The organism is Clostridium celatum, assembly GCF_021412605.1.
In the GTDB taxonomy this organism is placed as follows: domain Bacteria; phylum Bacillota; class Clostridia; order Clostridiales; family Clostridiaceae; genus Clostridium; species Clostridium celatum.
This window is the reverse complement of sequence record NZ_JAJKGM010000030.1, coordinates 18,127-43,756: the sequence shown is the minus strand read 5'-3', so window position 1 is coordinate 43,756 and position 25,630 is coordinate 18,127. Positions and strand designations below refer to the sequence as shown.

Sequence of the window (25,630 nt, the reverse complement as noted above, 5' to 3'; positions counted from 1 at the left end):
TTTAATATTAAATTTTATCCACAACTAATAATAGAAAAACCCTCTGTTTTTAAACAGGGGGTTTTTCAACAAACTGAGAAAATAGAAGTATCAAATTAGATACTTCTATTTTTTTATATTTATTTTTAAAAGCCAAAAAATTATTTGATAAAATATATAATATTTGAAAAATTATCACAAACTAACTATATATCTTTTATTAAACTATTAGGTGGTGATAATTATGAAAAAATTTTTAGAATATCTTTTCATTGTTGAAGGAATCTTATTTGGGATAATCGGTATTTTATTCTTTTTAAATCCCTTTAGCACTTTTGCAAATTTTATTAATATTTGTGGAGTATTAATAATTGTTGCTGGTATATTTGCTATTATTAGATCATTTTCTTCTGTTAATAATGTCTTTTTAATTGTAAATGGTACAATTTCAATTTTATTTGGTTTGCTTTTATGTTTCTCTCCTGTTGAAACAATTGATACACTTACTTTATTTTTCGGCATATGGGCAATTATTAGATCACTTTACCTATTTATCATGGCAATTAAGTATAAAAACTTAGGATTAAATTTTCATACTGTTTATATTATTATTTTATTTATTTTAGGATTATTAATATTATTTAATCCTTTCGCTGCTATTTTAGCTACACCTTATATTATTGGTACCTTCTTTATAATTTCAGCAGTATGTGAAATTTATTTAGGATTTAAAATATAACTTAAAAATACAAAAAAGAGTAGTAACGCGATGCTTTACTACTCTTTAGTTTAAATCCTCATATATTTTTAATAAAACTTCAATCATCTATACTTTTAATTAAAACCATTTATCAAGTGATTTATTAAAATAATGTGGTGAAAATTCTGTAATTTTATACTCTTGTATCCCATTAATTTTAAATGGTTCATTGGATAAATACTCCTCTATTTCTTCAAGTAACTTTGATTTCATTATAAAAATTCCACCACTCATATCTGATTTAAGACCAGACATTAATATTAATCCTGAATCCATTGCTTTTTGAGTATAAGCCATATGTATTTTCATTATTTCATCATTAATTTTATCTTGATTTGTTATTATTCCTTCTACTATAAAATACTTCACTTTATTCACCGTCCTTAAATTGCTTTTTTATATATAATACATCAATAAAAATTAATTTTATATACATTTTTATCAATAATATTTATATATTTTTTATTTTTTAAAATACTGATATAGAAAAATAGAAATCTAATATAATTCACTTAATGCTTAATTTCAAAATATATTAAATCTTAAATTTTACAAAGTAAAAAGAGTTAGTAAAATACTAACTCTTTAAGTATAGAAAGTTTATACAACAATTATCTATTTCTCATAGCTTCTTAATAACCGTATATAATGATTTGCCTCTCTTAATACATGATCTGCAAGAAGCGGTAATATTATAGATTTTATCTCACAATCAATTATTCCTTTTGCACCAGCTTTCTTAAAATCCCTTAACTTAATTGTTTCTGTTAATATTTCATTTGTAACACTAGCCATTGTCATTTCAGTCATATTATCTGCCTTTTTAATTAATTCACCAAATTCACCTGCAAATTTATTTGAAGTATTTATTAATTCATCTTCACCAGGATCAAGTAATCCTCTAATAAACAAGGAATGCTCCATCATAATTTGATTCCAAAAAAGCTCTGTTTTTTTTATATCATCGTTATCTATATTCTCATTATTTTCAATCTTTTTTATATATAAACGATATAATTTGGCCTCTCGTATTATATGTTCAATAAGTAATGGATAATTTCCAGTAAACAACTTACAGCATAACATTTCATCTAAAATTTTTATTTTAAATTCTATTAGTCCATCTAATAGTTTTATAGCTCTATTATTAATACTTTTTACACAGTTAACTACTTTAGTATCAATATTACTAGTAGAGTTACACTTCAATTCTTTCTCCATTAGTGTTATCTTTGAGTTAATACCTATTCCTGTATAATAACTTGTCTTCTTTTCTGCATTTAAAGTAAAATCAGTAAAAATTTCTCCAGAGTCTAATATAGATTTTCTAATTCTTTCATTACTAACTCTAAGTGTATCTAATAAAAGCTTTTCAAAACTTATCTTGTAGTTATCAGCCTCTTTAGACAATTTCGTGTTTTTAGACGTAAATCCCGCCTCTAGAAACAAAGAATGCTCCTTCATAATCCTACCAAAAAAAAGATGTAATTCTAGTGATGACACAACATACTTTTCTTTACTTATCATAATTTTACCCCATATAATTTTTTTATATTATACTCTTTATAAAACCATTATGTTCCTTTATCTGTTACTCTTCTTATTTTATATACCTCATTAAATAAAAAAGAGCTAGCTTTTACACTAACTCTTAATATAACTCTACTATACAACTTTAGTAGTCCACTCTTCACAGTTCCATATGTCTGTTACAACATCTCTATAGAATTCTGGTTCGTGGCATACAAGTAATATACTTCCCTTATATTCTTTTAAAGCTCTCTTAAGCTCTTCTTTAGCTTCTACATCTAAGTGATTAGTAGGCTCGTCTAGGATTAAGATATTTGTTTCTTGATTTATAAGCTTACATAATCTAACCTTAGCTTGTTCTCCTCCACTTAGTACACATACTTTACTTTCTATATGCTTAGTAGTTAAACCACATTTAGCAAGAGCTGATCTTACTTCATATTGAGTCTTTGCAGGGAATTGTTCCCAAACCTCTTCAATACAAGTATTATAGTTTGCTTCTTTTATTTCTTGTTCAAAGTACCCTATTTGTTGATATTCACCTAAATTAGCTTCACCACTTAAAGCAGGAATAGCTCCCATTAAGCTCTTAAGTAATGTAGTTTTACCAAGACCATTTGCTCCTACTAAGGCAATTTTTTGTCCTCTTTCCATGTATAGGTTAAGTGGCTTAGTTAAAGGCTCATTATATCCAATTACTAAATCTTTAGTTTCAAAGATAACCTTACCTGAAGTTCTTCCTTTTAAGAAATTAAATTCTGGTTTTGGTTTTTCTGCTGCAAGCTCAATCATTTCCATCTTATCTAGCTTCTTTTGTCTAGCTTTTGCCATACCACTGGTTGCAACTCTTGCTTTATTTCTAGCAACGAAGTCTTTAAGTTGTGCAACTTCTTGTTGTTGTCTTTCATAAGCTGCTTCTAATTGTGCCTTATTTGCTTCATAGATTCTTTGGAATTCATAGTAATCTCCAACATATCTTGTAAGCTTTCTGTTTTCCACATGATAGATTAAATTAATAACTGAATTTAAGAATGGAATATCATGTGATATTAGAATAAATGCATTTTCATAATTTTGTAAAAATCTCTTTAACCATTCAATATGTGCTTCATCTAAGTAGTTAGTAGGCTCGTCCAGTAATAATATATCTGGATTTTCAAGTAAAAGCTTCCCTAATAATACTTTTGTTCTTTGTCCACCACTAAGTTCAGTTACATCTCTATCTAAACCAACATCTAAAAGACCTAACCCCTTAGCTACTTCTTCTGCTTTAGCATCTATAACATAAAATCCATTATTATCTAACATGTCTTGAATAACAGCAGTTCTTTCAAGTGCCTTATTCATTTCATCTTCATCCATTTCACCCATTCTTCCATAAAGCTCATTCATTTCAGCTTCCATGTCAAATAAGTATTGGAATGCACTTCTTAGTACGTCTCTTATACTTAATCCTTTTTCAAGTTCAGCATGCTGATCCATATAACCAACTCTAACTCTGTTGCTCCAAATAACTTTACCTTCATCTGGAATTAACTTACTTGTTATTATATTCATAAATGTAGATTTACCTTCACCATTAGCTCCAATTAACCCTACATGTTCACCCTTAAGTAATCTAAATGATACATCTTCAAAAATCGCTCTATCACCAAATCCATGGCTAATATTTTTAACTGTTAAAACGCTCATTCATTATCCTCCGTTTATCAAAAAAATAAGGAGTGATTTTTTATCACACCTTATTTATTATACATTAAATTTAGTCAAAATAAATAGAAATTTGTTTCTATTTTTAGTAATCATACTCTCTTGTATTTTCACAAAGTGAAATTTTAAGTACATCATTTTCTACAGTTTTCTTATATGAACATAAAAATTCATTTAATTCATTATCTGCTAAGTCAATTTTCCCTTCACTTTTTAAAATAACATTGTGATCATCTAAAAGTATAGTAAGATTGTTTTTTTCATTTTTTATACTATATTCTGTAGCGCCTTTTACCTTAAGTCTACTTTTATATTTCTCTTGGAAACTTAATGTTTTTCTTGCTTTTTCATAATCTGCTGGATTTGTAGAAATATTATTTAAACCTAAAGCTTTAAGTTGTTCTTCAAAACTAGCAGTGTCTATGCCATACCTTTCCATAAGTTTAGTTTGCATTTTTAAAAACTTATCTTGAGAAATATTATTTTTCTCCATGTAGGCTCCTATTTCCTTAGAAAACTCTGACATAGTAAGTTTTCCTTCTGCCATTTTATAATATAGTGAATATATATATGATTCAAAATTATCTACATCTTTATCATTAACCTTATTTTTAAGCTCATTAAAATCAATTATCTTATCCATATTCTCTCCTCCTAAGCTCATTCCTTTTATAAGTATTATATACTAAAAGTATATGTTTTTCTACAAAACTATACTACCAAATCTACCTTTTAAATAATAAAACTGTAAAAGATTTAACTCTTAACGTCCATCCAAATTGCATCATACATTTGAAGTTCATCTTGAGTTAAGTATTTATATCCTTCACATTTATCCATAACTTCTTTAGGCATATACGCACCTGGATTATTTTTTACGCTATCTGGTTGTTCTTTCATAGCTTCCTTATTTGGGGTTGTATATCCTATTTCCTCAGCTATTCTATATGCACTATCTTTAGCACATAAGAAATTAATAAATATTTCTGCTGCATCCTTATTAGCAGTTCCTTTTGGAATAACTAAAGAATCTATCCAGAAATTTGCCCCTTCCTTAGGTACAATATATTCTAAATTGTTATATTCATCTGCTAAAGTTAATCCTTCACCTGACCATATCATAGCAATAGCTCTTTCCCCTGATATCATTAAATCTTTAACATTATCTGCTCCATAAATAGTTCCTAATTCTTTTTGTTCTATTAAAGCTTTTTTTGCTTCTTCAAGCTCTGCTGAATTTGTACTATTTATTGAGTATCCTAATTTTTTAAGTGCCATCCCTATAGCATCTCTTTGTGAATCTAGCACAAATATCTCATCTTTATATTCTGGGCTCCACATAGCTTCCCAACTATCAATAGGTTCTTTTATTATATCTTTATTATATATAATTCCTATTGTCCCATTCATATATGGAAGTGAATATACATTTCCTTGGTCAAAGCTTCTATTTAAATTATCTTCTGAAAGTTGTGTCCAATTTGGTATTTTATCCTTATCTAGTTTTTCTAATCTATCTTCAGCAATTAATCTTTCAACCATATAATCCCCTGGTACTGCTACATCATATTGAGTTTTACCTGAAATAAGCTCTTGATACATTGCTTCATTATCATCAACAAAAACTTGATTAACCCCTATATTATATTGTTCCTCAAATTCTTCTATAAGACCTTCGGCAATATTCTCTCCCCAGTTTAAAAAGTTAATAGTAGTTTCATATTTCTTTTCTCTACATCCTACAAATAAGTTTACAACAAATAAAGTACTAATAAGCATAGCCATTAACTTTAATTTATTCTTTTTCATAAAGTAGTCTCCTCTCAAGCTTTCATATATTTAATTGTATTTATAGTATTATACTACCATTTTTAACAATAATACTAGTTATAGATATATATTGTACTATATTTTTTCAAATAAAAAAGCCCTTAAGGGCTTTTATTAATAATCATTATTTTAATAGTTACTACAATATGTTCTAAAGTATATCTTGATTTACACCCATTATATATAAATTTCTAAAATTATTTTATTGCTATTGCTTCAATTTCTATAACTGCATCTTTAGGTAATTTAGCAACTTCAACACAGCTTCTTGCTGGTTTACTTTCATTAAAGTATGTTCCGTAAACTTCATTTACTGCTGCAAAATCATTTAAATCCTTTAAGAAAATAGTTGTTTTAATAACATTTTCTAAAGATGTGCCAGCCTCTTCTAAAATAGCCTTTACATTTTCCATAGATTGTTTCGTAGCCTCTTTAATTTCAGTTGCTAATTCACCAGTCTTTGGATTTAGCGGAATTTGCCCTGATGTATATACTAAATTTCCTAAACTAACGCCTTGTGAATATGGTCCAATTGCACCTGGTGCATTATTTGTATTAATTATTTCTTTTTTCATTTTTCTACCTCCTATAATTTTAATTATTGCCTTATACAAATATAAATTTCAAAATTTTTCTTATGATAATTTTATCATACATTCAATATTATACAATAAACCCATAACATTTTTTATTTTTCTAAAACTTTTACTTCAGTTTTGTTAATTAGGTATTTTAGATTTTACCTATTAGTGGTAGAATAAATAATTAAAGGGGATTTCCCTTTCAGTACATACTTATAAAACAATAAAATTAATAATTTATATTCTAAAAAAGGGGCGATTTAAATGAGTAAAACTGTAAATATCGATTGGAATAACTTGGGGTTTAATTATATAAAAACAGATTTCCGTTATATTTCTACTTGGAAAGACGGTGCTTGGGATGATGGTCATTTATCTGAAGATAATATGCTAACAATTAGTGAAGCATCTTGTGCACTTCATTATGGACAACAATGCTTTGAAGGTTTAAAGGCTTATAGAACTAAAAATGGAGATATTCAACTTTTTAGGCCTAATAGAAATGCTGCAAGACTTAATGATAGTCTTAGAAAATTACTTATGCCTGAAATTCCTGAAGAAAAATTCATAGATGCTGTTATGCAAGTAGTTAAAGCAAATGAACATTTTGTTCCTCCATATGGAACTGGTGGAACTTTATATATTAGACCATTTGTAATTGGTGTTGGAGATAATATTGGTGTTAAACCTGCACCTGAATATATATTCTGTGTATTTTGTTTACCTGTTGGAGCTTACTTTAAAGGCGGCATGACTCCTTGTAACTTTATGATAGCAGATTATGATAGAGCTGCACCTCATGGAACTGGTGGACAAAAAGTTGGCGGTAATTACGCTGCTTCTATGCAACCACACAAGATAGCTGCAGATAGAGGATTTGCAGACTGTATTTATTTAGATCCAGCAACTAGAACTAATATAGAAGAAGTTGGTGCTGCAAACTTCTTTGGAATTACAAAAAATAATGAATTTGTTACTCCATTATCACCTTCAGTATTACCAAGTATAACTAAGTATTCATTAATGGAAATAGCAGAAAAATACTTAAATATGAAAGTTATAGAAAGAGAAATTCCTATAGATTCTATTGATGAGTTTACTGAAGCTGGAGCATGTGGTACAGCTGCTGTTATAACTCCAATTGGTGGAATAGAATATAAAGGTAAACTTCATGTATTCTATAGCGAAACTGAAGTTGGACCTATAACAAAAGAACTTTATAGAATTCTTTGTGGAATTCAGTTTGGTGATGTAGAAGCTCCAGAAGGATGGATTTACAAAGTTAAATAATAAAAAAGGAGGATTCCTAATGGAATTCTCTTTTTTTATTTAATATTATATATTAAATAAACATCTTTTAGACATCTATATATAGTAATAACCTTCTCGTATTATTTATGTTGCATATAGCTTATTTTACACTATATAATAAAACAATATTTATTACATTAATTTTTAAAGGAGTATTTATGAAAAAATCACTTTTCTTAGGTATTTTAGCTGCATTTTTCTTTTCATTTACTTTTATTTTAAATAGTCAAATGAATACTTCTGGTGGAAGCTGGATTTGGAGTGCATCACTTAGATACATATTTATGTTACCAATTTTATTTATAATAGTTTTCTCTAGAAAAGAAATTAAACCCGTTCTAAAATCTATTAAAAAAAATTTATTACATTGGTTTGTTTGGAGTACAGTAGGGTTTGGACTTTTTTATGCACCTCTTAGTTTTGCTTCTATGTATGGAGCCTCTTGGATGGTTGCTAGTACTTGGCAAATAACTATAATTGCTGGTGCACTTTTATCACCATTATTTTTTACAATTACTAAAAAATCTGACTATATAGTACATAAAAGAAATTTAATTCCTAAAAAAGCAGTATCATTTTCTTTAATAATATTAGTTGGAGTATTTTTAATACAATCAGAAAATGCTAATAACATTACATTAACTCAATTATTTTTAGGAATAATCCCTGTAATAATAGCTGCCTTTGCCTATCCTTTAGGAAATCGTAAAATGATGGAAATTTGTGATAACAACTTAAATACCTTCCAAAGAGTTTTTGGTATGACATTATGTAGCTTACCTTTTTGGATTTTATTATCTATCTTTGGTATAGGAACTGTTGGTTTACCTTCTTATGGACAAGTGTTTCAAAGCTTTCTAGTAGCTTTATTTTCTGGCGTTATTGCAACAATTTTATTTTTTAAAGCAACAGAATTAGTTAAAAATAATTCTCATCAACTTGCTGTTGTTGAAGCTACTCAATCAGGAGAAGTTATATTTACATTGATTGGTGAGATATTTATTCTTAAAAACTCACTTCCTGGCATAATTGGCTATGTCGGTATTATTTTAGTTATAATAGGTATGATATTAAATAGTTTGTTTTCAAGTGAATAATTAAATAATATATAAATAAGAGTCTGTTTAAAAAACAGACTCTTATTTATATATTATTTATTCTTTTCTATTATCATTTCGATGTTACATTTACATCTTCCACCACGGCATCCACCAGCACCTGCACCAGTTTCCTCCTTAACTTCGTTAAATGAAGTAGCTCCATTTTTTACTGCTTCAATTATTTGCTCTTCTGTAATTCCTCTACATAGACATACTTTTGACATAGTCTTCTCTCCTTTTCGTATTAATTATTATTTAATAAAGATTAAAAGTAATGACTTACTTTTTTCTTTTAATGCTTAATCGATTATTCTTCTATTGAAATAGCTTGTACAGGACAGCTATCACATGCTTCTCTAGCTCCATCTTCAAATTCAGCTGAAACCTCTTCTACTGCTACAGCAACACCAGTATCTAATGAGAATATATCTGAACATATTCCTTCACATAATCCACAGCTTATACATACATTTTCATCAACAAATGCTTTCATATTAATTTATCCTCCGTAAAATCATTATAAATTAGGTTATACCTACAGATATATTATTAAATAATAATCATTATTTGTCAATACTATTTCTTATCATTTTACTCAACATTAATATTTATTTTGCATTGTTTTTCTAAATAATACTTTGAATTACTTAATATCACTCTATATAACTATATTTAAAAATTTAAATATATATTTTCTTACTAATACTTCATCTTATATGTAAAACAGCTATTCCTAAGAGATTATAATATGTAAAAAGATTCCTTGATGAAATCTCAAGGAATCTTTTTATATATTATGCAGCACTTTTGTCTGATATTGATTTTTTTGTTTTATCCATTGATATAAAGTAATATGGTAAACCAACAAATACTATTCCACCTACAAAGTTTCCAAGTGAAACCCATCCTATATTATGAATGAATCCCATTATGCTTACATCTGCACCATGTGGTAATAATAATCCCATTGTAAGGAATCCCATATTAGCAACACTATGTTCAAATCCAGCAGTTATAAATGTAAATAAGCACCACCAAATCATTAATATTTTAGCAGTTTCTTCTTTAAGCTTATAAGCACACCAAGTTGCTAAACAAACTAATACATTACATAATAAACCTCTTACGAATAATTCCATACCTGGTGTATTCATTTTTGTTGCAACATTACTTACTATAAATTCCCCTATATATTCACTTTTTCCACTAGCAAGCCCTGCTTGTACATAAAGGAAAGCACCAACTACACCACCAATTAAGTTACCTACCCAAACAGTAACCCAAATTTTTAATGCATCTAACCAAGTTACTTTCTTTTCTAAAGAACCAACTGTCATAATCATTGCATTACTAGTAAATAAATCTCCACCACACATAAATACTAAAGTTAAAGCAACACCGAAACATGCTCCCATTAGTACCTTATATGTTTCTACCCCTGCATGGTGCATTACTCCACCTATAGAGTAAATTAACATAATTCCTAAGCTTACAAAGAAGCTTCCAAGAAATGCAGATGTTAAATATTTAGGAATGCTTTGGTTGAATAATCCAATTTTAACTTCTGCAGAGTGAGTTAAATTATCAATTTCTCTCTTGTACATTTCCACACCTCTAATTTTATTTTATTCTTTATATTTTTTCACAACTATTATATGATACACCTTTTTTTTATAGTTTTCAAACAAAAAATCCATTTAATTTACAATTACTTCCCTTATGCTAAAGTAATGATTTTTACATTATTAAAAGTAGTTTTTAGACTAGTTAGTAAAATGTATAATATCAAAAAAGCTCTATGGAAAATGTAGTATTTTCCATAGAGCTTTTTTATTTATATTATAATTTCTAATTTTTTATGGCCATTTTTATATTATCAATATATAATTGTCTTATTTTTTTATATTGTAATAAAGAGCTTTTAGATATACTTGTAATGATTCCATTACTTCTTAGTATTCCTACATATGAATTTTCACCTTCACTTATATCATGAATATAATGTTTTCCAGGAATAATTAATAATGGCTTAATAGTTATACTCTTTACATCATCTCTTTTAAGCTTGCTTAAAACTTTATCAAAAGTATTGCTTCCCTCTAATGTTGCCATATAAAACTTATCTTTATATCTTTTATTAAATTCATATTCAATCTTAGAATAAATACTATTAGAATCCTCTTTAGATCCATGACCTGACAGCAAAATTTTACCATCTTCCATATGCTCATCCATTGCTGTAACCATATTTCTTATAGTTTTCTCCTGTTTATCTTCTTCAGATCCTAATAAAGTATCTAATAATCGAAGTTTTTTAAATGAATAACTGTATTCATTTCTAATATCAACTAATCCTTGATAGCCCTTTCCCTTCATCATATGTAATGGTACTATATTAACTTCCTCATATCCATCATTAGCTAAATTAAATAAAAGTTCACTTAAATAGGGTATTACATAATTATGTCTTTCTTTTAATAAACTAATTACCTTTTTAGAAGTAAAAGCTTTAAAAATAGTATATTCATTATTAAACTCTTCCCTTAAGTCCTCTTCTAACAACTCTATGCTATCTCTAATTCCCTGCAAGCTTGCACTACCAAATGCTACTAAAATTATAGCCTTCACCTTTATCTATCCCCTTTATTTTAAAAACTCTCACTACATATAAAACTTTTCTTATATATTAAACTTCTAACTTTCTAAATACTTCTAAGAACTTATTTATATGTTCTTCTGTATGTTCTGAACTTAGGAAGATTGCTTCAAATTGAGATTGTGGTAAGTTAAATCCATTCTTTAACATGTGTAAAAAATATTTTTTAAACATTTCTAAATCACAGCTCTTTGCATCTTCATATGTTCTTACTGGATGTCTATCTGTAAAGAATATAGTCATCATGCCACCATATCTATTTATACATAAATTTATACCTTTTTCTCTTGCTATTTCTTCGATTCCATCTTGAAGCTTCTTTCCTAATCTTTCAATATGATTATAAATTTCTGGCTTTTCCTTAAGTATATTAAGTGTTGCAAGCCCTGCTGCCATAACTATTGGGTTGCCTGACATAGTTCCTGCTTGATATACTCCTCCAAGTGGTGATAATTTTTCCATTATATCACGTCTTCCACCATAAACTCCACATGGAAGACCTCCACCCATTATTTTTGCATAGGTTATTAAATCTGGTCTTACATTAAATAAGCTTTGAGCCCCCTTATATGCTACTCTAAATCCACTCATTACTTCATCAAATATAAGAAGTGCCCCATATTCATCACAAAGTATTCTAAGTGTTTCCATGAATTCATCTTCCGCTTTAATTACACCCATATTTCCTGCTACTGGTTCAATTATAACAGCTGCTATATCATCACCATATGCTTCAAATAAAGCTCTTACCTGTTCCATATCATTATAAGTACCTATAAGAGTATTTTTAATACTATCATTTGGTATACCTAAACATCCTGCTATTCCTTCTGTTAATACTCCAGAACCTGCCTCTACTAAGAAACCGTCAAAATGTCCATGATAACAACCTGCAAATTTTATTATTTTATTTTTTCCAGTATATCCCCTAGCAAGTTTAATTGCACTCATAGTAGCTTCTGTACCTGAGTTAACCATTCTTACCATTTCAACATTATCCATTTCTTCACATAAGAATCTAGCCATTTGAAGTTCTAATTCCGTTGGTGCACCAAAAGCTATAGAACCTTCAGTAACTTCTTTTATACATTTAACAACATCATCATTACAATGACCAAGTATCATAGGGCCCCAGGCTAAAACAAAATCTATATACTCATTTCCATCTTCATCTTTTATAATGACACCTTTTCCTGATTTCATAACAGGAGGATTTATTCCCATATCTCTATATGCTCTTACTGGTGAATTTACACCACCTGGCATATACTTTTTTGATTCACTAAATATTGCTTCATTAGACATTTTTATTCCTCCTTAAGCCATTTACTAGCTTCTAAAGCATAATAAGTTATTATCATCTTAGCTCCTGCTCTTTTCATTGATAAAAGCATTTCAAGTGCAACTGCCTTTTCATTGATAAGACCAGCTTCCCCTGCATTCTTAACCATAGCGTATTCTCCACTAACATTATAAACACAAATTGGAGCATTTATTTTATCCCTAGCTTCTCTCACTATATCAAGGTAAGACATAGCAGGCTTAACCATAATTATGTCTGCTCCTTCATTTAAATCTGCTTCGATTTCCATCATTGCTTCTCTAGAGTTAGCTGGATCCATTTGATAACTCTTTCTGTCTCCAAAGCTTGGAGCAGAACCAGCAGCTTCTCTAAATGGCCCATAAAATGCTGATGAATATTTTGCAGCATAACTCATTATAGGTAAGTTTTCATATCCATTATCATCTAATACACTTCTTATATGAGCAATTCTTCCATCCATCATATCTGAAGGCGCTACCATATCAGCTCCTGCCTTTGCATGAGATAAAGCAATTTCCCCTAAAAATGTTAACGTCTTATCATTATTAACACTATGTCCATCTAAAATACCGCAATGTCCATGACTAGTATATTCACACATACAGACATCTGTAATTATATATAAATCTTCATCTAATTCTTTTAATTTTCTTATAGCCCTTTGAACTATTCCATCTTCATTATAAGCTTCACTTCCTACACAATCCTTGTGATCTGGAATACCAAATAATATTACAGATTTAACTTTAGCTATTTTTAATTCATCTACTAACTCATTTAGTCTATCAACTGACCAATGATAATTTCCCTTAAGTGAACTTATTTCTCTTTTTATATTTTCTCCTTCAACTATAAATACTGGATATATAAAATCACTTGGACTTAAAGAATTTTCCCTAACTAATTCTCTTATCACTGGATTTGTTCTAAGTCTTCTTCCTCTTCTAAACATTTTCTGCCTCCTTAAACTCTATTATTTCCTTAAGGAATCCTTCTTCAGAATGTTTAGTGCACACTTTACATTCCATGCCTTTATTACTTATAGCCTTTGCCGTTTGTGGCCCTATTGCAATAAGCTTCTTTTCCTTAAGTCTTTCTATACTTATCATATCAACCATATTATTCACCGTACTTGGACTTGTAAATAATACATAATCAACTTCATCAAAGGCTCTTTCATTTCTTAATATACCTGCTACAGTGTTATATGTATGAACCCTATCAACTTCTAGGTCTAATTTTCTTATTTCATCCATTAAATAAGTTCTACTACTTGATGAACAAGGTATTAATACTTTTTCTCCTTTATTTAGATGTGGAGCTAAAACCTTAAATAACCCTTCTCCAACAAACTCCCTTGCCATAATAAAAGGTACTATACCTCTTTGCATTAAAGCTTTCTTTGTTGCTTTGCCTATTACCGAAAACTTAGCTTTTATATTTCTAATATCATAATTTTCTTCTACTAAGTAATCAAAGAAATTATTTACTCCATTAACTGATGTCAAAAGTATATGATCATAATCCTTTAATTTATCTATATAAGGTTTTAAATTTTCTTTAGTTTCTTCTATCTTAATAGAATTAATTTCTGTAACTTCAGCCCCTAAATCTCTTAAAGCTACCTTTAAACTTGAACTTTGCTCTCTTGATCTAGTTATGCATATATTAGTTCCAAAAAGAGGTTTCTTCTCATACCATGATAATTTTTCATTTAATGATACAACTTCTCCAATAACTATAATACATGGGGATTTAAGTCCCGACTCTTTAGCTTTAGCTGATATATTCTCTAAAGTTCCAATAACTTTTCTTTGCTTTGAAGATGTTCCTCTCATTACTATAGCTGCTAAAGTACTCTTATCTTTTCCATTTGAAATCAAATTTGAAACTATTCTATCTAAATTTTCAAGTCCCATCATAAATACTAGAGTACCATTTTCCTTAGCTAAAGCTTCCCAATTTATCTTTTCACTAGCTGCAGTCATACCAGTTACTATATGAAAACTTTGAGCCATAGCCCTTTGAGTTATTGGAATACCTGCATAATTTAAAACAGAAATTGGCGATGTAACACCAGGTATTACTTCAAAGTCTAAGTCTTCTTCTACTAAAGCTAAAACTTCTTCTCCACCTCTCCCAAAAACATAAGGGTCTCCCCCTTTAACTCTTCCTACTATATGTCCTTCTTTAACTAATTTTACTATCATTTCATTAATTTCATCTTGACTTTTATAATGAGCACCAGGCTCTTTTCCACAATAATAAATTAAACAATCTTCATTTAAATAATTTAAAATGTTATTAGAAACTAATCTATCATAAAGTACAGCTGTACAATTTTTTAATACTCTTGTTGCCTTAACAGTAAGTAACTCTTCATCACCAGGCCCAGTTCCAATTATATAAGCTTTTCCTATCATATCTATAAACCTACCTTATTTCTATATTACATCTTTTCTTAATTCCTTAACTTAAATCTTATCCTATTATCTTTCTAGCTAACCTAATTCCAAGTTCTATATTATCTTCTTTATTTCCTAATATATCTTTTTTAACTATATTACCATTTACCTCATAAGTACCTATAATGTATAAATCTTTTCCCTGAAGTTTTGCATATGCACCTATTAAACTATGGCATCCTCCATTTAATTCTCTCATAAAACTTCTTTCTGCTTCTACCGCAATTCGTACATCACTATTATCTAATTCTTTTAAATAACTTTTATACTCACAATTCTTTAAACATTCAATACCAAGCGCTCCTTGTGATACTGCCGGAACAAATATTTCTGGATCTAAATAATCTGAAATAATATCTTCCATTCCAAGTCGTTTAAGACCGGCCGCTGCTAATATTATTCCATCCATACCTTCTTTTTTCATTTTTTCAAGCCTAGTACCTACATTACCTCTAATAGGAACTATATTTAAATCACTTCTTAAGGCTTTTAATTGTGCTGCCCTTCTTATACTACTAGTTCCTATAATTGCACCTTTTCTTAATTCATTTAAAGTTATCCCATCTCTAGTAACTAATACATCTCTTACATCTTCTCTTTCTGGCATAGCAACTAATTCAAATTCTTCACCCATTTCATAAGGTACATCCTTCATTGAATGAACTGCAGCATGTGCTCTTCTTTCTAATAATGCAATTTCAATATCCTTTGTAAATAGACCTTTTCCCCCTATTTTATCTAAAGTTACATCTAATCTCTTATCTCCTTCTGTAACTACTAAAAGTTTTTTACTATTTACATTGACTTTTTCTTTTAGTAGCTTCATAACTGTATCAGTTTGAGTTTGAGCCAACATGCTTTTTCTAGTTGCTAAAATTAATTCCATTTATTTTTCTCTTCCTTTCCTAATAACGTTATTTTCTCTACTATCTCATCATTATAAAATAATCTCAATACATCTATAAACTTTCCACACTGATAAAAATAATTACAATCATCTGTATTTATAAATTTAAGTATCTGATTTTTTACCTCTTTATCTATTTTTAAATTATTTCTTATATCGCTAGTTAACTTAATAAATTTATCTATTTTTTTTATATCCTTATAAATATTATCAGCAATCATCACCGAACCTCTAGGATTTCCAAGTTTAGTATTAACTGATATGGTTATATTTTCACTTTCTCTACTTACAGGTATTACACCCATTCCTTCTCTAAAGCTAGATGAATCTATGTATATTTTAAATGATTTTTCACAATCCTCTTTAACTTTTTTTATTATATTATTATCATCTACTGCTATTATTATTAAGTGTTTATCTTTTATAAATTCCTTATTATACTCTCCCTTTATTAACTTTACTCTGCTTTTATCAAATTTATTAAAATCATCTAAAAAATCTAGTGCCAAAACTTCTATATAACTTTTCTTTTTATAAAAACTTTGTATCTTGATTAATGCTGCTTTTCCGCCACCAATTATCCCAATATTAAGCTTTTCTCCAAATAGTGTTAAAGGCGTATAATTTATTTCTCTATAAATATCCTTTTCAATATCGTCATGCACTCTTCTTCACAACCCTTTAATTTTTCTTCTTTTAATAACTTTATAGCCCTATTTATATAGTAATCAGAAGTACTTTTTATTAGTGTCTTTGCAAGCTCTACATCCTCTTCTTCCTTGCACTTATGTTCAAAAGATTTTACTCTACTTTCTATAACTTCATTACCTGACTTTTTTAATTCTTTTATATAACATGAAATATCTCTTATTTCAAGCCACTTCATAAAGTTATCTAAATAATCTCTTATTAAAAATTTATATTCATTCATCTTATCATTTCTTAAATGTTTATTATATGTGTCTAATTTACCTATAGTATCTATATCAAATAAAGTAACCCTTTTGTTATTAATAAGCTTTTCATCAATATCTCTTGGAAGTGCTAAATCAATTAAAACAATATTTTCTCCTTGGGGTTCTATATCACTGTCTTTAATAATTATATGTGGCGCTGAAGTACAACTAATTACTGAATCCATATTATTTATTATGTTTCTATACTCTTTAAAATCTAAAACTTTTACTCTTTCATCATTAATATCTGAAACTTTACTTTTTTCTCTTACTACTATAAATAAGTTATCTATATTATTTCCAAGTATATATTTAACAACTAAGCTTCCTATAGTTCCATACCCTATTACCATTATATTTTTAGCTCCTAACTCTATAGCTTTACTTACTGCTACAGATGACGCTGATACAGGTATTTTATATAGCTTACTTTCTGTTCTAAACTTTTTACCACAGCTAATAGCATCTTCAAATAATCTAAGTAATTTTGAACTAACAGCTTTCTTTTCTAAACTTAATTCATAAGCATCTTTAATTTGCCCTAATATTTGGTCTTCGCCTAATATCTTAGAATGAAATCCACATACAACTTCTAATAAATGTTTAACTGCATCCTTATCTTTTGATAAAAATGTATAATCCAAAAGTGAGTAATCCCAATCTAATATACCAAAAACTTCTCTCATATTTATTTCTTGTTGATTTGTACTAAAATAAATTTCGGTTCTATTACATGTGCTTATTACAACTACTTCTTCAAAAAGCTCTTTTAGTTCATCTAATACTACACCTTGTCTTTTTAAAGAAACAGCTAAAACTTCCCTTATTTTTATATCTACATTTTTTCTTATTCCTATAAGTCCAATCATACTAATCACCACTCTTCTAAAGAAAAAAGTTAAGGAAATAAGCCTACCCCCTTAACTTTTATTTCTTAGTAATTACCCAATAATTAAATATACATTTATTATAATACTAAAATTTGCTTTAATCATCTACTTTTTTTACTTTAATTTATTTTTCTACTATTAAAATTTATAATTATATCTATTAATATTTTTTATAAGACTATAGTTCTGTTATGTTTATTATACCTTTTTTATTATTATAGCTTGTTCAAAAAATTTATTTGCAACTACTGTCTTTCCTAATAAAAAATTACTACCTGCACCTTGAATTATTTGTAAAATCATATAATCATCACTAGGATCATATGCCAAAATACCTCTACTTGCACCATCTTCAATAAGCATACAGCGATATTTTTCAGCATAAATTTCTAAAGCCTCTCTCCTGTATACTTCCCCTTCTTTAATTGATCCATACCTAAGTACATCTTCCATAACCATAAAATTTATATCCCCCTACCTCTTATAAAGAATTTTAAATACTAATTTTTTTACATATAATAAAGCTAAAGTACTAAATTTTAATTATTTTCGATACTCCACTCTCTTACTTTACTATATTCCTAAATACGTAAAACTATGAACATAAATGACTTAATTTTTTAATTAAATAAAGTTTACATAAATTATTTTTAAGTGGCAAATTTATATAGCTTCTATTAATTTAATGGTACTGATACTTACTTATAAAATTAAAATAGATACTACAATGTTTTACATAAACTTTGCAATATCTATTTTAATATTTATTATGTTATTTTATTATAGTCTTTTTTCAAAATTCCCTATAACATTCATACCTTCATTAAATATTATAAATGCTTTAGGATCCCTATCTAATACTATTTTTCTTAATTGATTAATTTCATATTTTGAAATTACAGTTATTAATATGCTAGTATTTTCACCTGTATAGGCTCCTTTGCCTTCCCAACAAGTTACTCCTCTTCCCATTTCCTTCATTATAGGCTCTTCTATATTATTCTTTTTAGTAAATATAGTAGCTGTAGTATTAATGTTTTGAAAATGTATCTTATCCACTATTAAAGAGAAGAATGTAGTATAAATAACTGAATATATAGCTGTTGGTAATTCAAATAAAATAGCACAGACACCATAAATAATGGCATTTATTATTATTCCTAATTTCCCAACACTAAAGTTTTTATATTTTTGAGTGAAATAAACTCCTAAAATATCTATTCCACCACCTGATCCTCCAGCCTTTAATGTTATACCAATACCAGCTCCAGTAATAATACCTCCTATTAAACATGCTGCTAACAAATCATCAATAATTGGCGCAGCAGGTATTTTAATTAATGTAAAAAATACTGTCTGTGAAATAACACTAACTACAGTTCTACAGAAAAACTTTCTTGATATACTTTTATACGCTATTAAAAGAAGTGGTATGTTTAATAGAAAGTTAATTATCCCTGCTAATTCAATATTTTTTGTAGCTGGAAAATACTCTGCTGCTAAGGTTCTTATTATTTGTGATACCCCAACTACACCACCATTATAAAGCCCAATAGGAACTATAAATAAATTGACACCAAAACAAAATATAAATGCCCCTAGTATTATAATTCCATATTTCTTAATATCATTCATTTTTTTGTCTAACATTACGTTCCCCCATCTATACTTCTTCATATAGTTTTATCATGAATAGTTTATAATATTTATTTTACTTTTTCCATATTTTTAATATTATTTTTCCAAACTTTTTATATAAACTATCTTCGAAGAGGTGAGATGAATTCTTTATTTTAATATTCTAATTCAATTACTCTATCTTCTTTTAGGGTTCTTTTGACATCGATAACTCTCTGATTAGAAGACCCTCTATATTTAAGCATTATATCTCTTTTATCTGCTTCAAATCTTCCATCAATTAATACATCTACTTCTTTTAAAATTTCTAACCTTTTTTCATCACGTAATATTTCTTCAAGTGTATATCCTGACCATAACCATATAGGTTTATTAGTTTCGATTCTTATTCTCTTTAACAAGTTTAATAAAGTATTATCCTTAACTTGCTGCATTGGCTCTCCACCTAATATATTAACACCTTTAATCTGTCTAGCTTTAGTATATTCTATAAATTCATCTTCAATTTCTTTAGTAAATTCCTCACCATAATTAAAATCCTGTTGTTCCTTATTAAAACAATCCTTGCAGTTATGAGTACATCCACTTACAAAAAGTGTTGTTCGTATTCCAGGCCCATTTGTTACATCCAACTTCCTAATTTTAGCATATTTCATACATGAACACCTCTTTTTTCCTAATTAATAATTAAGAGTTAAAAGTTAAATGAATTTTCTTATTCTTTAACCTTTAACTCTTTACTTCTAACTTAATTATAGATGAAGAACTCTATCTCCAATTTCAGCTGTTCTTCCTTTGTTCCAATAAGAACTTCCGATATATCCACATGTTCTTCTCATAACTTGTAATTCTGATTCATCATCATTCCCACATGATGGACAGTGCCAAGTTAAGCTTTCTTTATCTAATTGCATTTCGCCATTAAATCCACATTTATAACAAAGATCTGATTTAGTATTAACTTCTGCATATTGAACATTATGATATATAAAGTTAATTATGTCTTCAACTGCTTCAATATTTTTATTCATATCAGGTACTTCAATATAGGAAATACATCCTCCATTACTTATGCTATGGAATTGTGATTCAAATTTAAGCTTGCTAAATGCATCAATTTCTTCACAAACATGAACATGATATGAATTTGTATAATATAATCTATCAGTTACATTTTCAATTTCTCCAAATCTAGCTTTATCTATTCTACAGAATCTATAAATTAAGCTTTCTGCTGGAGTTCCATAAAGACCAAATCCAAGACCTGTTTCTTTCTTCCATTCATCACATTTATCTTTCATATGTTGCATTACTTCTAAAGCAAACTTTTCTCCTTCTGGAGTTGTATGCGAACATCCAAGCATAACTTGAACCATTTCAGCTATACCAACATAACCAAGTGAAAGCGTAGAATAACCATCTTTTAATAGTTTATCTATCTTTTCACCTTTTTCAAGTCTTGCTATAGCTCCATGTTGCCAATGTATTGGACTTGAGTCTGAAGTTATTCCAAGTAACATTTTATGTCTAGTTAATAATGCATTCTTACAAAGTTCTAATCTTTGATCTAGCATTTCCCAGAACATTTCCATATCCTTATCTGCTATTATTCCTATTTGTGGTAAATTTAAACTAACTACTCCCTGATTAAATCTTCCATACCACTTATAATTATTCTCTCCATCTTTCCATGGACTTAAGTGTGATCTACACCCCATTGGTGGGAAAGTATTTCCTTCATAATTCTCTCTCATTATCTTTGCACTTTGATAATCAGGAACTAATCTCTTAGCTGTGCATTTTGCTGCAAGCTTAGTTATATAATCATATTTGCCTCCTTCAAGACAATTATGTTCATCTAATAAATAAACTAACTTAGGGAATGCTTCTCCAATTTCTTGACCTTTGTAGTTTTTCATTCCTTCAAGTCTTTGTTTTATCATCTCTTCACAAATCATCGCCATTTCTTCTTCATATTCATGGCCTTCTTCTATTTCTAAATAGATTGTACTAAATGGTGCCTGTCCATTAGTCGTTTGTAAAGTTGATAATTGATATCTTATAGTTTGAACTCCATCTTTAAGTTCCTTTAACTTCATATCTTTAGCTAACTTCTTAGCTAGTGTTTCGTCATTAAGTATTTCCATATAATGCTTATAAGCTTTATCTTCTGTAACTTTAAGATATTTAGCTAAATGTTTTATAGTTATACTCTGTCCACCATATTGATTAGATGAAACTTGAGCTATTATTTGAGTGGCTACTGTACATGCTGTACCAAAACTCTTAGGTTCTTCCACTAATTTTTCATTTATTACTGTTCCATTAGTAAACATATCTTCTAAGTTTATTAAACAACAGTTAAACATTGGTGATATACTATAGTCCATATCATGCCAATGAATCGCCCCTTCATCATGTGCTTGAACTATGTGAGCTGGTATAAGCTTTCTTCTTGCAATATCTTTAGATACTTCCCCTGCAATTAAATCCCTTTGTGTTGCAGATACTACAGGATTTTTATTTGAATTTTCCTTCATTACGTCTTCATTTTTTCTACTTAGCAATTCTAATATACTATCATCTGTAGTGTTAGTATTTCTTTTAAACTCTTGAACAGCTCTATATCCTTCATATGCTCTTGCCGTTTCTGCTTGTCCGTAATGAACTAGTCTATCATATACATATTTCTCTATTTTATATATAGTTGCTATTTCATTTTGTTTACTAAAATGCTTCTCTGCATCATTTGCAATTAATCTTGCAATATCCCCTAAATAAATACCGCTTCCGTTTTTCATAGATTTTGAGATTGCTTCCCTTATCTTGCTTTTATCAAACTCTACTGTACTTCCATCCCTTTTTATTACTTTCAATTAATACCACTCCTAAACTTAAGCATATTTTAAATACCTATTATTAATAAAAAACAATTATTAATTTAAAGGCTAATTATACACTAACAAATAAAGTTTTTCATAATCCCTTAAGAACCATTATTTAAAATAATCTTTTATTTTCTATTATTTTTCTCCATTTTAATAGCTATTTTATAAAATTCCCCCATCCTTAATTATCATATATAAATAAAAATTTTCAATATTTTTCGAATAAAAAATATCGTCTTTCTAAATAGTTTTTTCTAAAAATCTACTACATATTGTACTACTTTTTAAAGTTCAATACAATATATTGAACTTTTCATATTTCTAAATTTTCAATATTATTCTTATTATAACTTTAATTTTCTCTTTAATTTATCAAATTTCATGGCATATTTAATAATATTACATAATAAAATTTTTATTGTGTTATTTCTACAATTTATGATAAAATTCTATTTATTTATTATAATAAATAGAGTCATAATTCTTACTGGGAGGAGTTTATATGAACATTGATGGATTCAAATACTTCCATGCTGTTGCAAAATTAAAAAGTATTTCTAAAGTAGCAAATGCTTCTCATATATCTCAGTCAGCACTTAGTCAACAATTATTTAAGATTGAAGAAAATCTTGGTGTTACTGCATTTAAAAGAAGTAATAAAGGTGTAGAGTTAACTCCAGAAGGAGAAATAATTTTAAAATATTCTGATAAAATTATAAAATTGTATGAAAATCTTTTGTCTGAACTAGAAAAAAATAAGTTAGAAAAAAATAATTTAATAATTGAAACTACTTGTTTATCAGCTTCATATATTTTTCCAAAGCTACTTCCTAAGCTTTCTTTAGTTTTTAATAATTTTTCTTATGATATAGCTAATAAAACAAAGTCAAATATTTATAGTGACCTAATAAATAATATATGTGATATAAGTATAGGTAGTATAGAGCTAGATGACCCTGACTTATCTTCTATCCATTTAGGTAATGATGAATTAGTTCTAGTTAGTAGCTCTTCCTCTATAAATAATGTTAATGAGCTTCCTTTCTTATTATTAAAAGATGAAGTTAATATAGAATCTTATATTAAAGATTTAGTTAATCCTGAAAATATTATTTTAAAAACTTCAAGTGTACATGTAATAACAAATTATTTATTAACTACTCCTTCAATAACACTATTACCTAAACTTTGTGTTAAAGAAGAATTATTTAATGGTATATTGAAGCAAGTAGAACTTAAAAACTTTCCTTATATATCTTATAATATTTTTCTTACATATAAAAAAGATGCATTACCTTTAATTAAAAAAAAATATATCTTTTATTGAAGAAAATATTAAACTTCTTTTAGAAAATACTTAAATTAAAATATTATTAATTTAAGTATTTTAATAAAAAAAAATGGATTCATAACGAATCCATTTTTATTATTAAAATACTCTTATTTTGCTTGATCTAAAGCTTCTTGAACAGCATCAACATAAGACTTAACTTTGATTGAAACTCCAGATACTGCATCTGTATGTCCCTCTTCATCAGTTATGTTTATTTTGCTTAAGTCAAAGTTGTTTTCAACTATAGCTTCTTCTAATAAATCAATTTGTTCATGCCATTTCTTTCCGTCATTCTTCATGTCGTATTCACCTGAAGCTGAAGCTTCTGACTTCATTGTTCCATCAGCGTTTTTTGTATCTATATTTACAGATACTGGTGTTCCATTTTCAAATGTTACTTCTGCAATTGTAGTATCTTTTTCTCCAGCGATTTCAGCAGTTTTTACTCCTGTAAATGCCTCTTCTTTCTTTTCTCCACATCCTACAAATAATGTACTTACAACCATTGTAGCTGCAGCTAATGTAACTAACTTTTTATTTAACATTTGTTAATCCACCTAATATAATAAATAATCTTCGTTATATATTCTACAATATTTTTAATTTTAAATCAACTTTTTAATTTTTTTTATAAGCTTTTTTAAATATTATTATAAAAATATCAATTCTGTATTCATTTACATATCAATTCGTTATTATTTATAGGGTTTTTTTAATATTATTATACTTTTTTTTAAAATGATATTATAAATATTTATGTCTATATTTTCCCATTTTTTTGTTAAATTCTTATCTATATACCCTACGTTTAATTCTATATTTTAACATTTTTCCTGAATTGAGGTAGTTTTTTTAAGTGATTGACCACAAAATTTGCTGTTATACCCACAAATATTCCTGTTACTATTCCTGCTATGGATAATACAGGCAAGTATAACATTACACCTATATTTTTCACAATATATGCTGCAACTAATAGTTGTCCTATATTATGAAACACTCCACCTGCTGAACTTACTCCAATAATAGAAACCTTATCTTTAAATACTTCTTTAATTACAACCATTATTAAAAAACTAAAAACTGATCCAAACAAACTAAACATTAAAGAAGATAAATTACCACCAAACATAGTTGATAATAACAACCTTAAAAAAATTACTAAAAATACTTCTTTATAATTATCCAATGTATATAATGCTATTACAATGACAATATTAGCTAATCCTAATTTTGCTCCTGGTGTTATAAATGGAACTGGTATCATTCTTTCAAAAATAAATAATACTAATGCTTGGGCAACTAGTAAAGATATATATACCATTTTGCTTGTCTTATTCATTAACGTCACTCCTAGTGGGATAATATTACATCATCATCATTATCTTCAATTTTCCCTTTAATTTCTACCATAACCTTATTAGGTAGACATACTACTGATTGTCCTACTCTATGTATTTCTCCTTGATAAATGCATAACGAATCTGGACAGTCCGCATCTATCATTTTTATAGTATTATCTTTTATTATTATTTTGTTTTTATGTCCATCCACATTTATATCAATATAATCTTCACCTTTATGTGCCGATAATGGAATTTTAGAATAAAACTCTCCATTTATAGTTATCTCTGCATAAGTCATATTATAATCATAACCCATAACAACACCGAAAACTAATTCTGGTATAAAAGATATTAGTAATAAAGCTATTATTATTACTATATCTAGCTTTTTAAATAATTTTCCTCTAACCAAATTCCCACCTCCTA

At 27.9% G+C, this 25,630-nt stretch carries 27 protein-coding genes; 4 read left to right on the top strand and 23 right to left on the bottom strand.

Annotated features, from left to right (window positions below; all coding sequences use genetic code 11):
* Positions 1-223 precede the first annotated feature (223 nt).
* Positions 224-718, top strand: coding sequence for an HdeD family acid-resistance protein (locus LPC13_RS12185; protein ID WP_040420025.1), 495 nt, complete (start codon positions 224-226; stop codon positions 716-718).
* A 99-nt stretch (positions 719-817) separates the two neighbouring features.
* Here LPC13_RS12185 and LPC13_RS12180 read toward each other — a convergent pair whose 3' ends face one another.
* The 6 genes from LPC13_RS12180 to LPC13_RS12155 all read right to left on the bottom strand — a co-directional run bounded on the left by LPC13_RS12180 (position 818) and on the right by LPC13_RS12155 (position 6,384).
* Positions 818-1,108: a YciI family protein gene (locus LPC13_RS12180; RefSeq protein WP_040420026.1), complete on the bottom strand. Its 291-nt coding sequence runs from the start codon at positions 1,106-1,108 to the stop codon at positions 818-820.
* A 246-nt stretch (positions 1,109-1,354) separates the two neighbouring features.
* Positions 1,355-2,266: a DUF2935 domain-containing protein gene (locus LPC13_RS12175; protein WP_005215450.1), complete on the bottom strand. Its 912-nt coding sequence runs from the start codon at positions 2,264-2,266 to the stop codon at positions 1,355-1,357.
* Between the two features lie 138 nt (positions 2,267-2,404).
* Positions 2,405-3,961, bottom strand: coding sequence for an ABC-F family ATP-binding cassette domain-containing protein (locus tag LPC13_RS12170; RefSeq protein WP_234088831.1), 1,557 nt, complete (start codon positions 3,959-3,961; stop codon positions 2,405-2,407).
* A 103-nt stretch (positions 3,962-4,064) separates the two neighbouring features.
* Positions 4,065-4,622: a DUF3867 domain-containing protein gene (locus LPC13_RS12165; protein ID WP_234088830.1), complete on the bottom strand. Its 558-nt coding sequence runs from the start codon at positions 4,620-4,622 to the stop codon at positions 4,065-4,067.
* 113 nt (positions 4,623-4,735) lie between these two features.
* Positions 4,736-5,788, bottom strand: coding sequence for an ABC transporter substrate-binding protein (locus LPC13_RS12160; RefSeq protein ID WP_005215457.1), 1,053 nt, complete (start codon positions 5,786-5,788; stop codon positions 4,736-4,738).
* A gap of 218 nt (positions 5,789-6,006) precedes the next feature.
* The gene (locus LPC13_RS12155; protein ID WP_040420030.1) at positions 6,007-6,384 is read right to left on the bottom strand and encodes a RidA family protein; all 378 of its coding nucleotides are present in this window, start codon (positions 6,382-6,384) and stop codon (positions 6,007-6,009) included.
* A 270-nt stretch (positions 6,385-6,654) separates the two neighbouring features.
* Between LPC13_RS12155 and LPC13_RS12150 the strand changes: the two genes are divergently transcribed.
* Together LPC13_RS12150 and LPC13_RS12145 are read left to right on the top strand one after the other, a co-directional pair.
* The gene (locus LPC13_RS12150) at positions 6,655-7,680 is read left to right on the top strand and encodes a branched-chain amino acid aminotransferase (protein ID WP_005215460.1); all 1,026 of its coding nucleotides are present in this window, start codon (positions 6,655-6,657) and stop codon (positions 7,678-7,680) included.
* A 179-nt stretch (positions 7,681-7,859) separates the two neighbouring features.
* Complete coding sequence (locus LPC13_RS12145; protein WP_040420032.1) at positions 7,860-8,798, top strand: DMT family transporter; 939 nt, start codon at positions 7,860-7,862, stop codon at positions 8,796-8,798.
* Positions 8,799-8,851: 53 nt separating this feature from the next.
* Here the strand turns inward: LPC13_RS12145 and LPC13_RS12140 are convergent, their stop codons facing one another.
* From LPC13_RS12140 to nrdD, 14 genes are all read right to left on the bottom strand, one after another.
* The gene (locus LPC13_RS12140) at positions 8,852-9,025 is read right to left on the bottom strand and encodes a (2Fe-2S)-binding protein (protein ID WP_005215463.1); all 174 of its coding nucleotides are present in this window, start codon (positions 9,023-9,025) and stop codon (positions 8,852-8,854) included.
* 83 nt (positions 9,026-9,108) lie between these two features.
* Entirely contained in the window at positions 9,109-9,294 is a 186-nt protein-coding gene (locus LPC13_RS12135) for a ferredoxin (protein WP_005215465.1), read from the bottom strand.
* A gap of 301 nt (positions 9,295-9,595) precedes the next feature.
* Positions 9,596-10,405 (bottom strand): formate/nitrite transporter family protein, encoded by an 810-nt coding sequence (locus LPC13_RS12130; protein ID WP_005215467.1) that lies wholly within the window; start codon positions 10,403-10,405, stop codon positions 9,596-9,598.
* Between the two features lie 244 nt (positions 10,406-10,649).
* Entirely contained in the window at positions 10,650-11,429 is a 780-nt protein-coding gene (locus LPC13_RS12125) for a sirohydrochlorin cobaltochelatase (protein ID WP_005215471.1), read from the bottom strand.
* A gap of 58 nt (positions 11,430-11,487) precedes the next feature.
* Positions 11,488-12,762 carry a glutamate-1-semialdehyde 2,1-aminomutase gene (gene hemL, locus LPC13_RS12120; RefSeq protein ID WP_005215473.1) on the bottom strand — a complete coding sequence of 425 codons (1,275 nt, stop codon included), beginning with the start codon at positions 12,760-12,762 and terminating at the stop codon, positions 11,488-11,490.
* A 2-nt stretch (positions 12,763-12,764) separates the two neighbouring features.
* Positions 12,765-13,733: a porphobilinogen synthase gene (hemB, locus tag LPC13_RS12115; RefSeq protein ID WP_005215475.1), complete on the bottom strand. Its 969-nt coding sequence runs from the start codon at positions 13,731-13,733 to the stop codon at positions 12,765-12,767.
* Positions 13,726-15,204 (bottom strand): uroporphyrinogen-III C-methyltransferase, encoded by a 1,479-nt coding sequence (gene cobA, locus LPC13_RS12110; RefSeq protein ID WP_005215477.1) that lies wholly within the window; start codon positions 15,202-15,204, stop codon positions 13,726-13,728. The genes hemB and cobA overlap by 8 nt, the downstream gene beginning before the upstream one ends.
* A gap of 58 nt (positions 15,205-15,262) precedes the next feature.
* Positions 15,263-16,132, bottom strand: coding sequence for a hydroxymethylbilane synthase (gene hemC, locus LPC13_RS12105; protein ID WP_005215479.1), 870 nt, complete (start codon positions 16,130-16,132; stop codon positions 15,263-15,265).
* On the bottom strand, positions 16,123-16,818 hold the full coding sequence (locus tag LPC13_RS12100; RefSeq protein WP_005215481.1) for an NAD(P)-dependent oxidoreductase: 696 nt from the start codon (positions 16,816-16,818) through the stop codon (positions 16,123-16,125). The genes hemC and LPC13_RS12100 overlap by 10 nt, the downstream gene beginning before the upstream one ends.
* Positions 16,779-17,978 carry a glutamyl-tRNA reductase gene (gene hemA, locus LPC13_RS12095; protein ID WP_005215483.1) on the bottom strand — a complete coding sequence of 400 codons (1,200 nt, stop codon included), beginning with the start codon at positions 17,976-17,978 and terminating at the stop codon, positions 16,779-16,781. The genes LPC13_RS12100 and hemA overlap by 40 nt, the downstream gene beginning before the upstream one ends.
* 219 nt (positions 17,979-18,197) lie before the next feature.
* Positions 18,198-18,458, bottom strand: a complete 261-nt coding sequence (locus LPC13_RS12090; protein ID WP_005215484.1) for a hypothetical protein — start codon at positions 18,456-18,458, stop codon at positions 18,198-18,200.
* Positions 18,459-18,779: 321 nt separating this feature from the next.
* The gene (locus tag LPC13_RS12085; RefSeq protein WP_005215486.1) at positions 18,780-19,649 is read right to left on the bottom strand and encodes a YitT family protein; all 870 of its coding nucleotides are present in this window, start codon (positions 19,647-19,649) and stop codon (positions 18,780-18,782) included.
* Between the two features lie 143 nt (positions 19,650-19,792).
* Positions 19,793-20,293, bottom strand: a complete 501-nt coding sequence (gene nrdG, locus LPC13_RS12080) for an anaerobic ribonucleoside-triphosphate reductase activating protein (protein WP_005215488.1) — start codon at positions 20,291-20,293, stop codon at positions 19,793-19,795.
* A gap of 96 nt (positions 20,294-20,389) precedes the next feature.
* Positions 20,390-22,513: an anaerobic ribonucleoside-triphosphate reductase gene (nrdD, locus tag LPC13_RS12075; protein WP_195245046.1), complete on the bottom strand. Its 2,124-nt coding sequence runs from the start codon at positions 22,511-22,513 to the stop codon at positions 20,390-20,392.
* 514 nt (positions 22,514-23,027) lie between these two features.
* Here nrdD and LPC13_RS12070 point away from each other — a divergent pair.
* Positions 23,028-23,852: a LysR family transcriptional regulator gene (locus LPC13_RS12070; RefSeq protein WP_234088829.1), complete on the top strand. Its 825-nt coding sequence runs from the start codon at positions 23,028-23,030 to the stop codon at positions 23,850-23,852.
* A 113-nt stretch (positions 23,853-23,965) separates the two neighbouring features.
* On the opposite strand, the gene LPC13_RS12065 is transcribed toward LPC13_RS12070, so the two are convergent.
* From LPC13_RS12065 to LPC13_RS12055, 3 genes are all read right to left on the bottom strand, one after another.
* Positions 23,966-24,403 carry a hypothetical protein gene (locus tag LPC13_RS12065; protein WP_005215495.1) on the bottom strand — a complete coding sequence of 146 codons (438 nt, stop codon included), beginning with the start codon at positions 24,401-24,403 and terminating at the stop codon, positions 23,966-23,968.
* A 269-nt stretch (positions 24,404-24,672) separates the two neighbouring features.
* Positions 24,673-25,200 carry a Gx transporter family protein gene (locus LPC13_RS12060; RefSeq protein ID WP_005215497.1) on the bottom strand — a complete coding sequence of 176 codons (528 nt, stop codon included), beginning with the start codon at positions 25,198-25,200 and terminating at the stop codon, positions 24,673-24,675.
* 11 nt (positions 25,201-25,211) lie between these two features.
* Positions 25,212-25,616 carry a NusG domain II-containing protein gene (locus LPC13_RS12055; protein ID WP_005215498.1) on the bottom strand — a complete coding sequence of 135 codons (405 nt, stop codon included), beginning with the start codon at positions 25,614-25,616 and terminating at the stop codon, positions 25,212-25,214.
* Positions 25,617-25,630 lie beyond the last annotated feature (14 nt).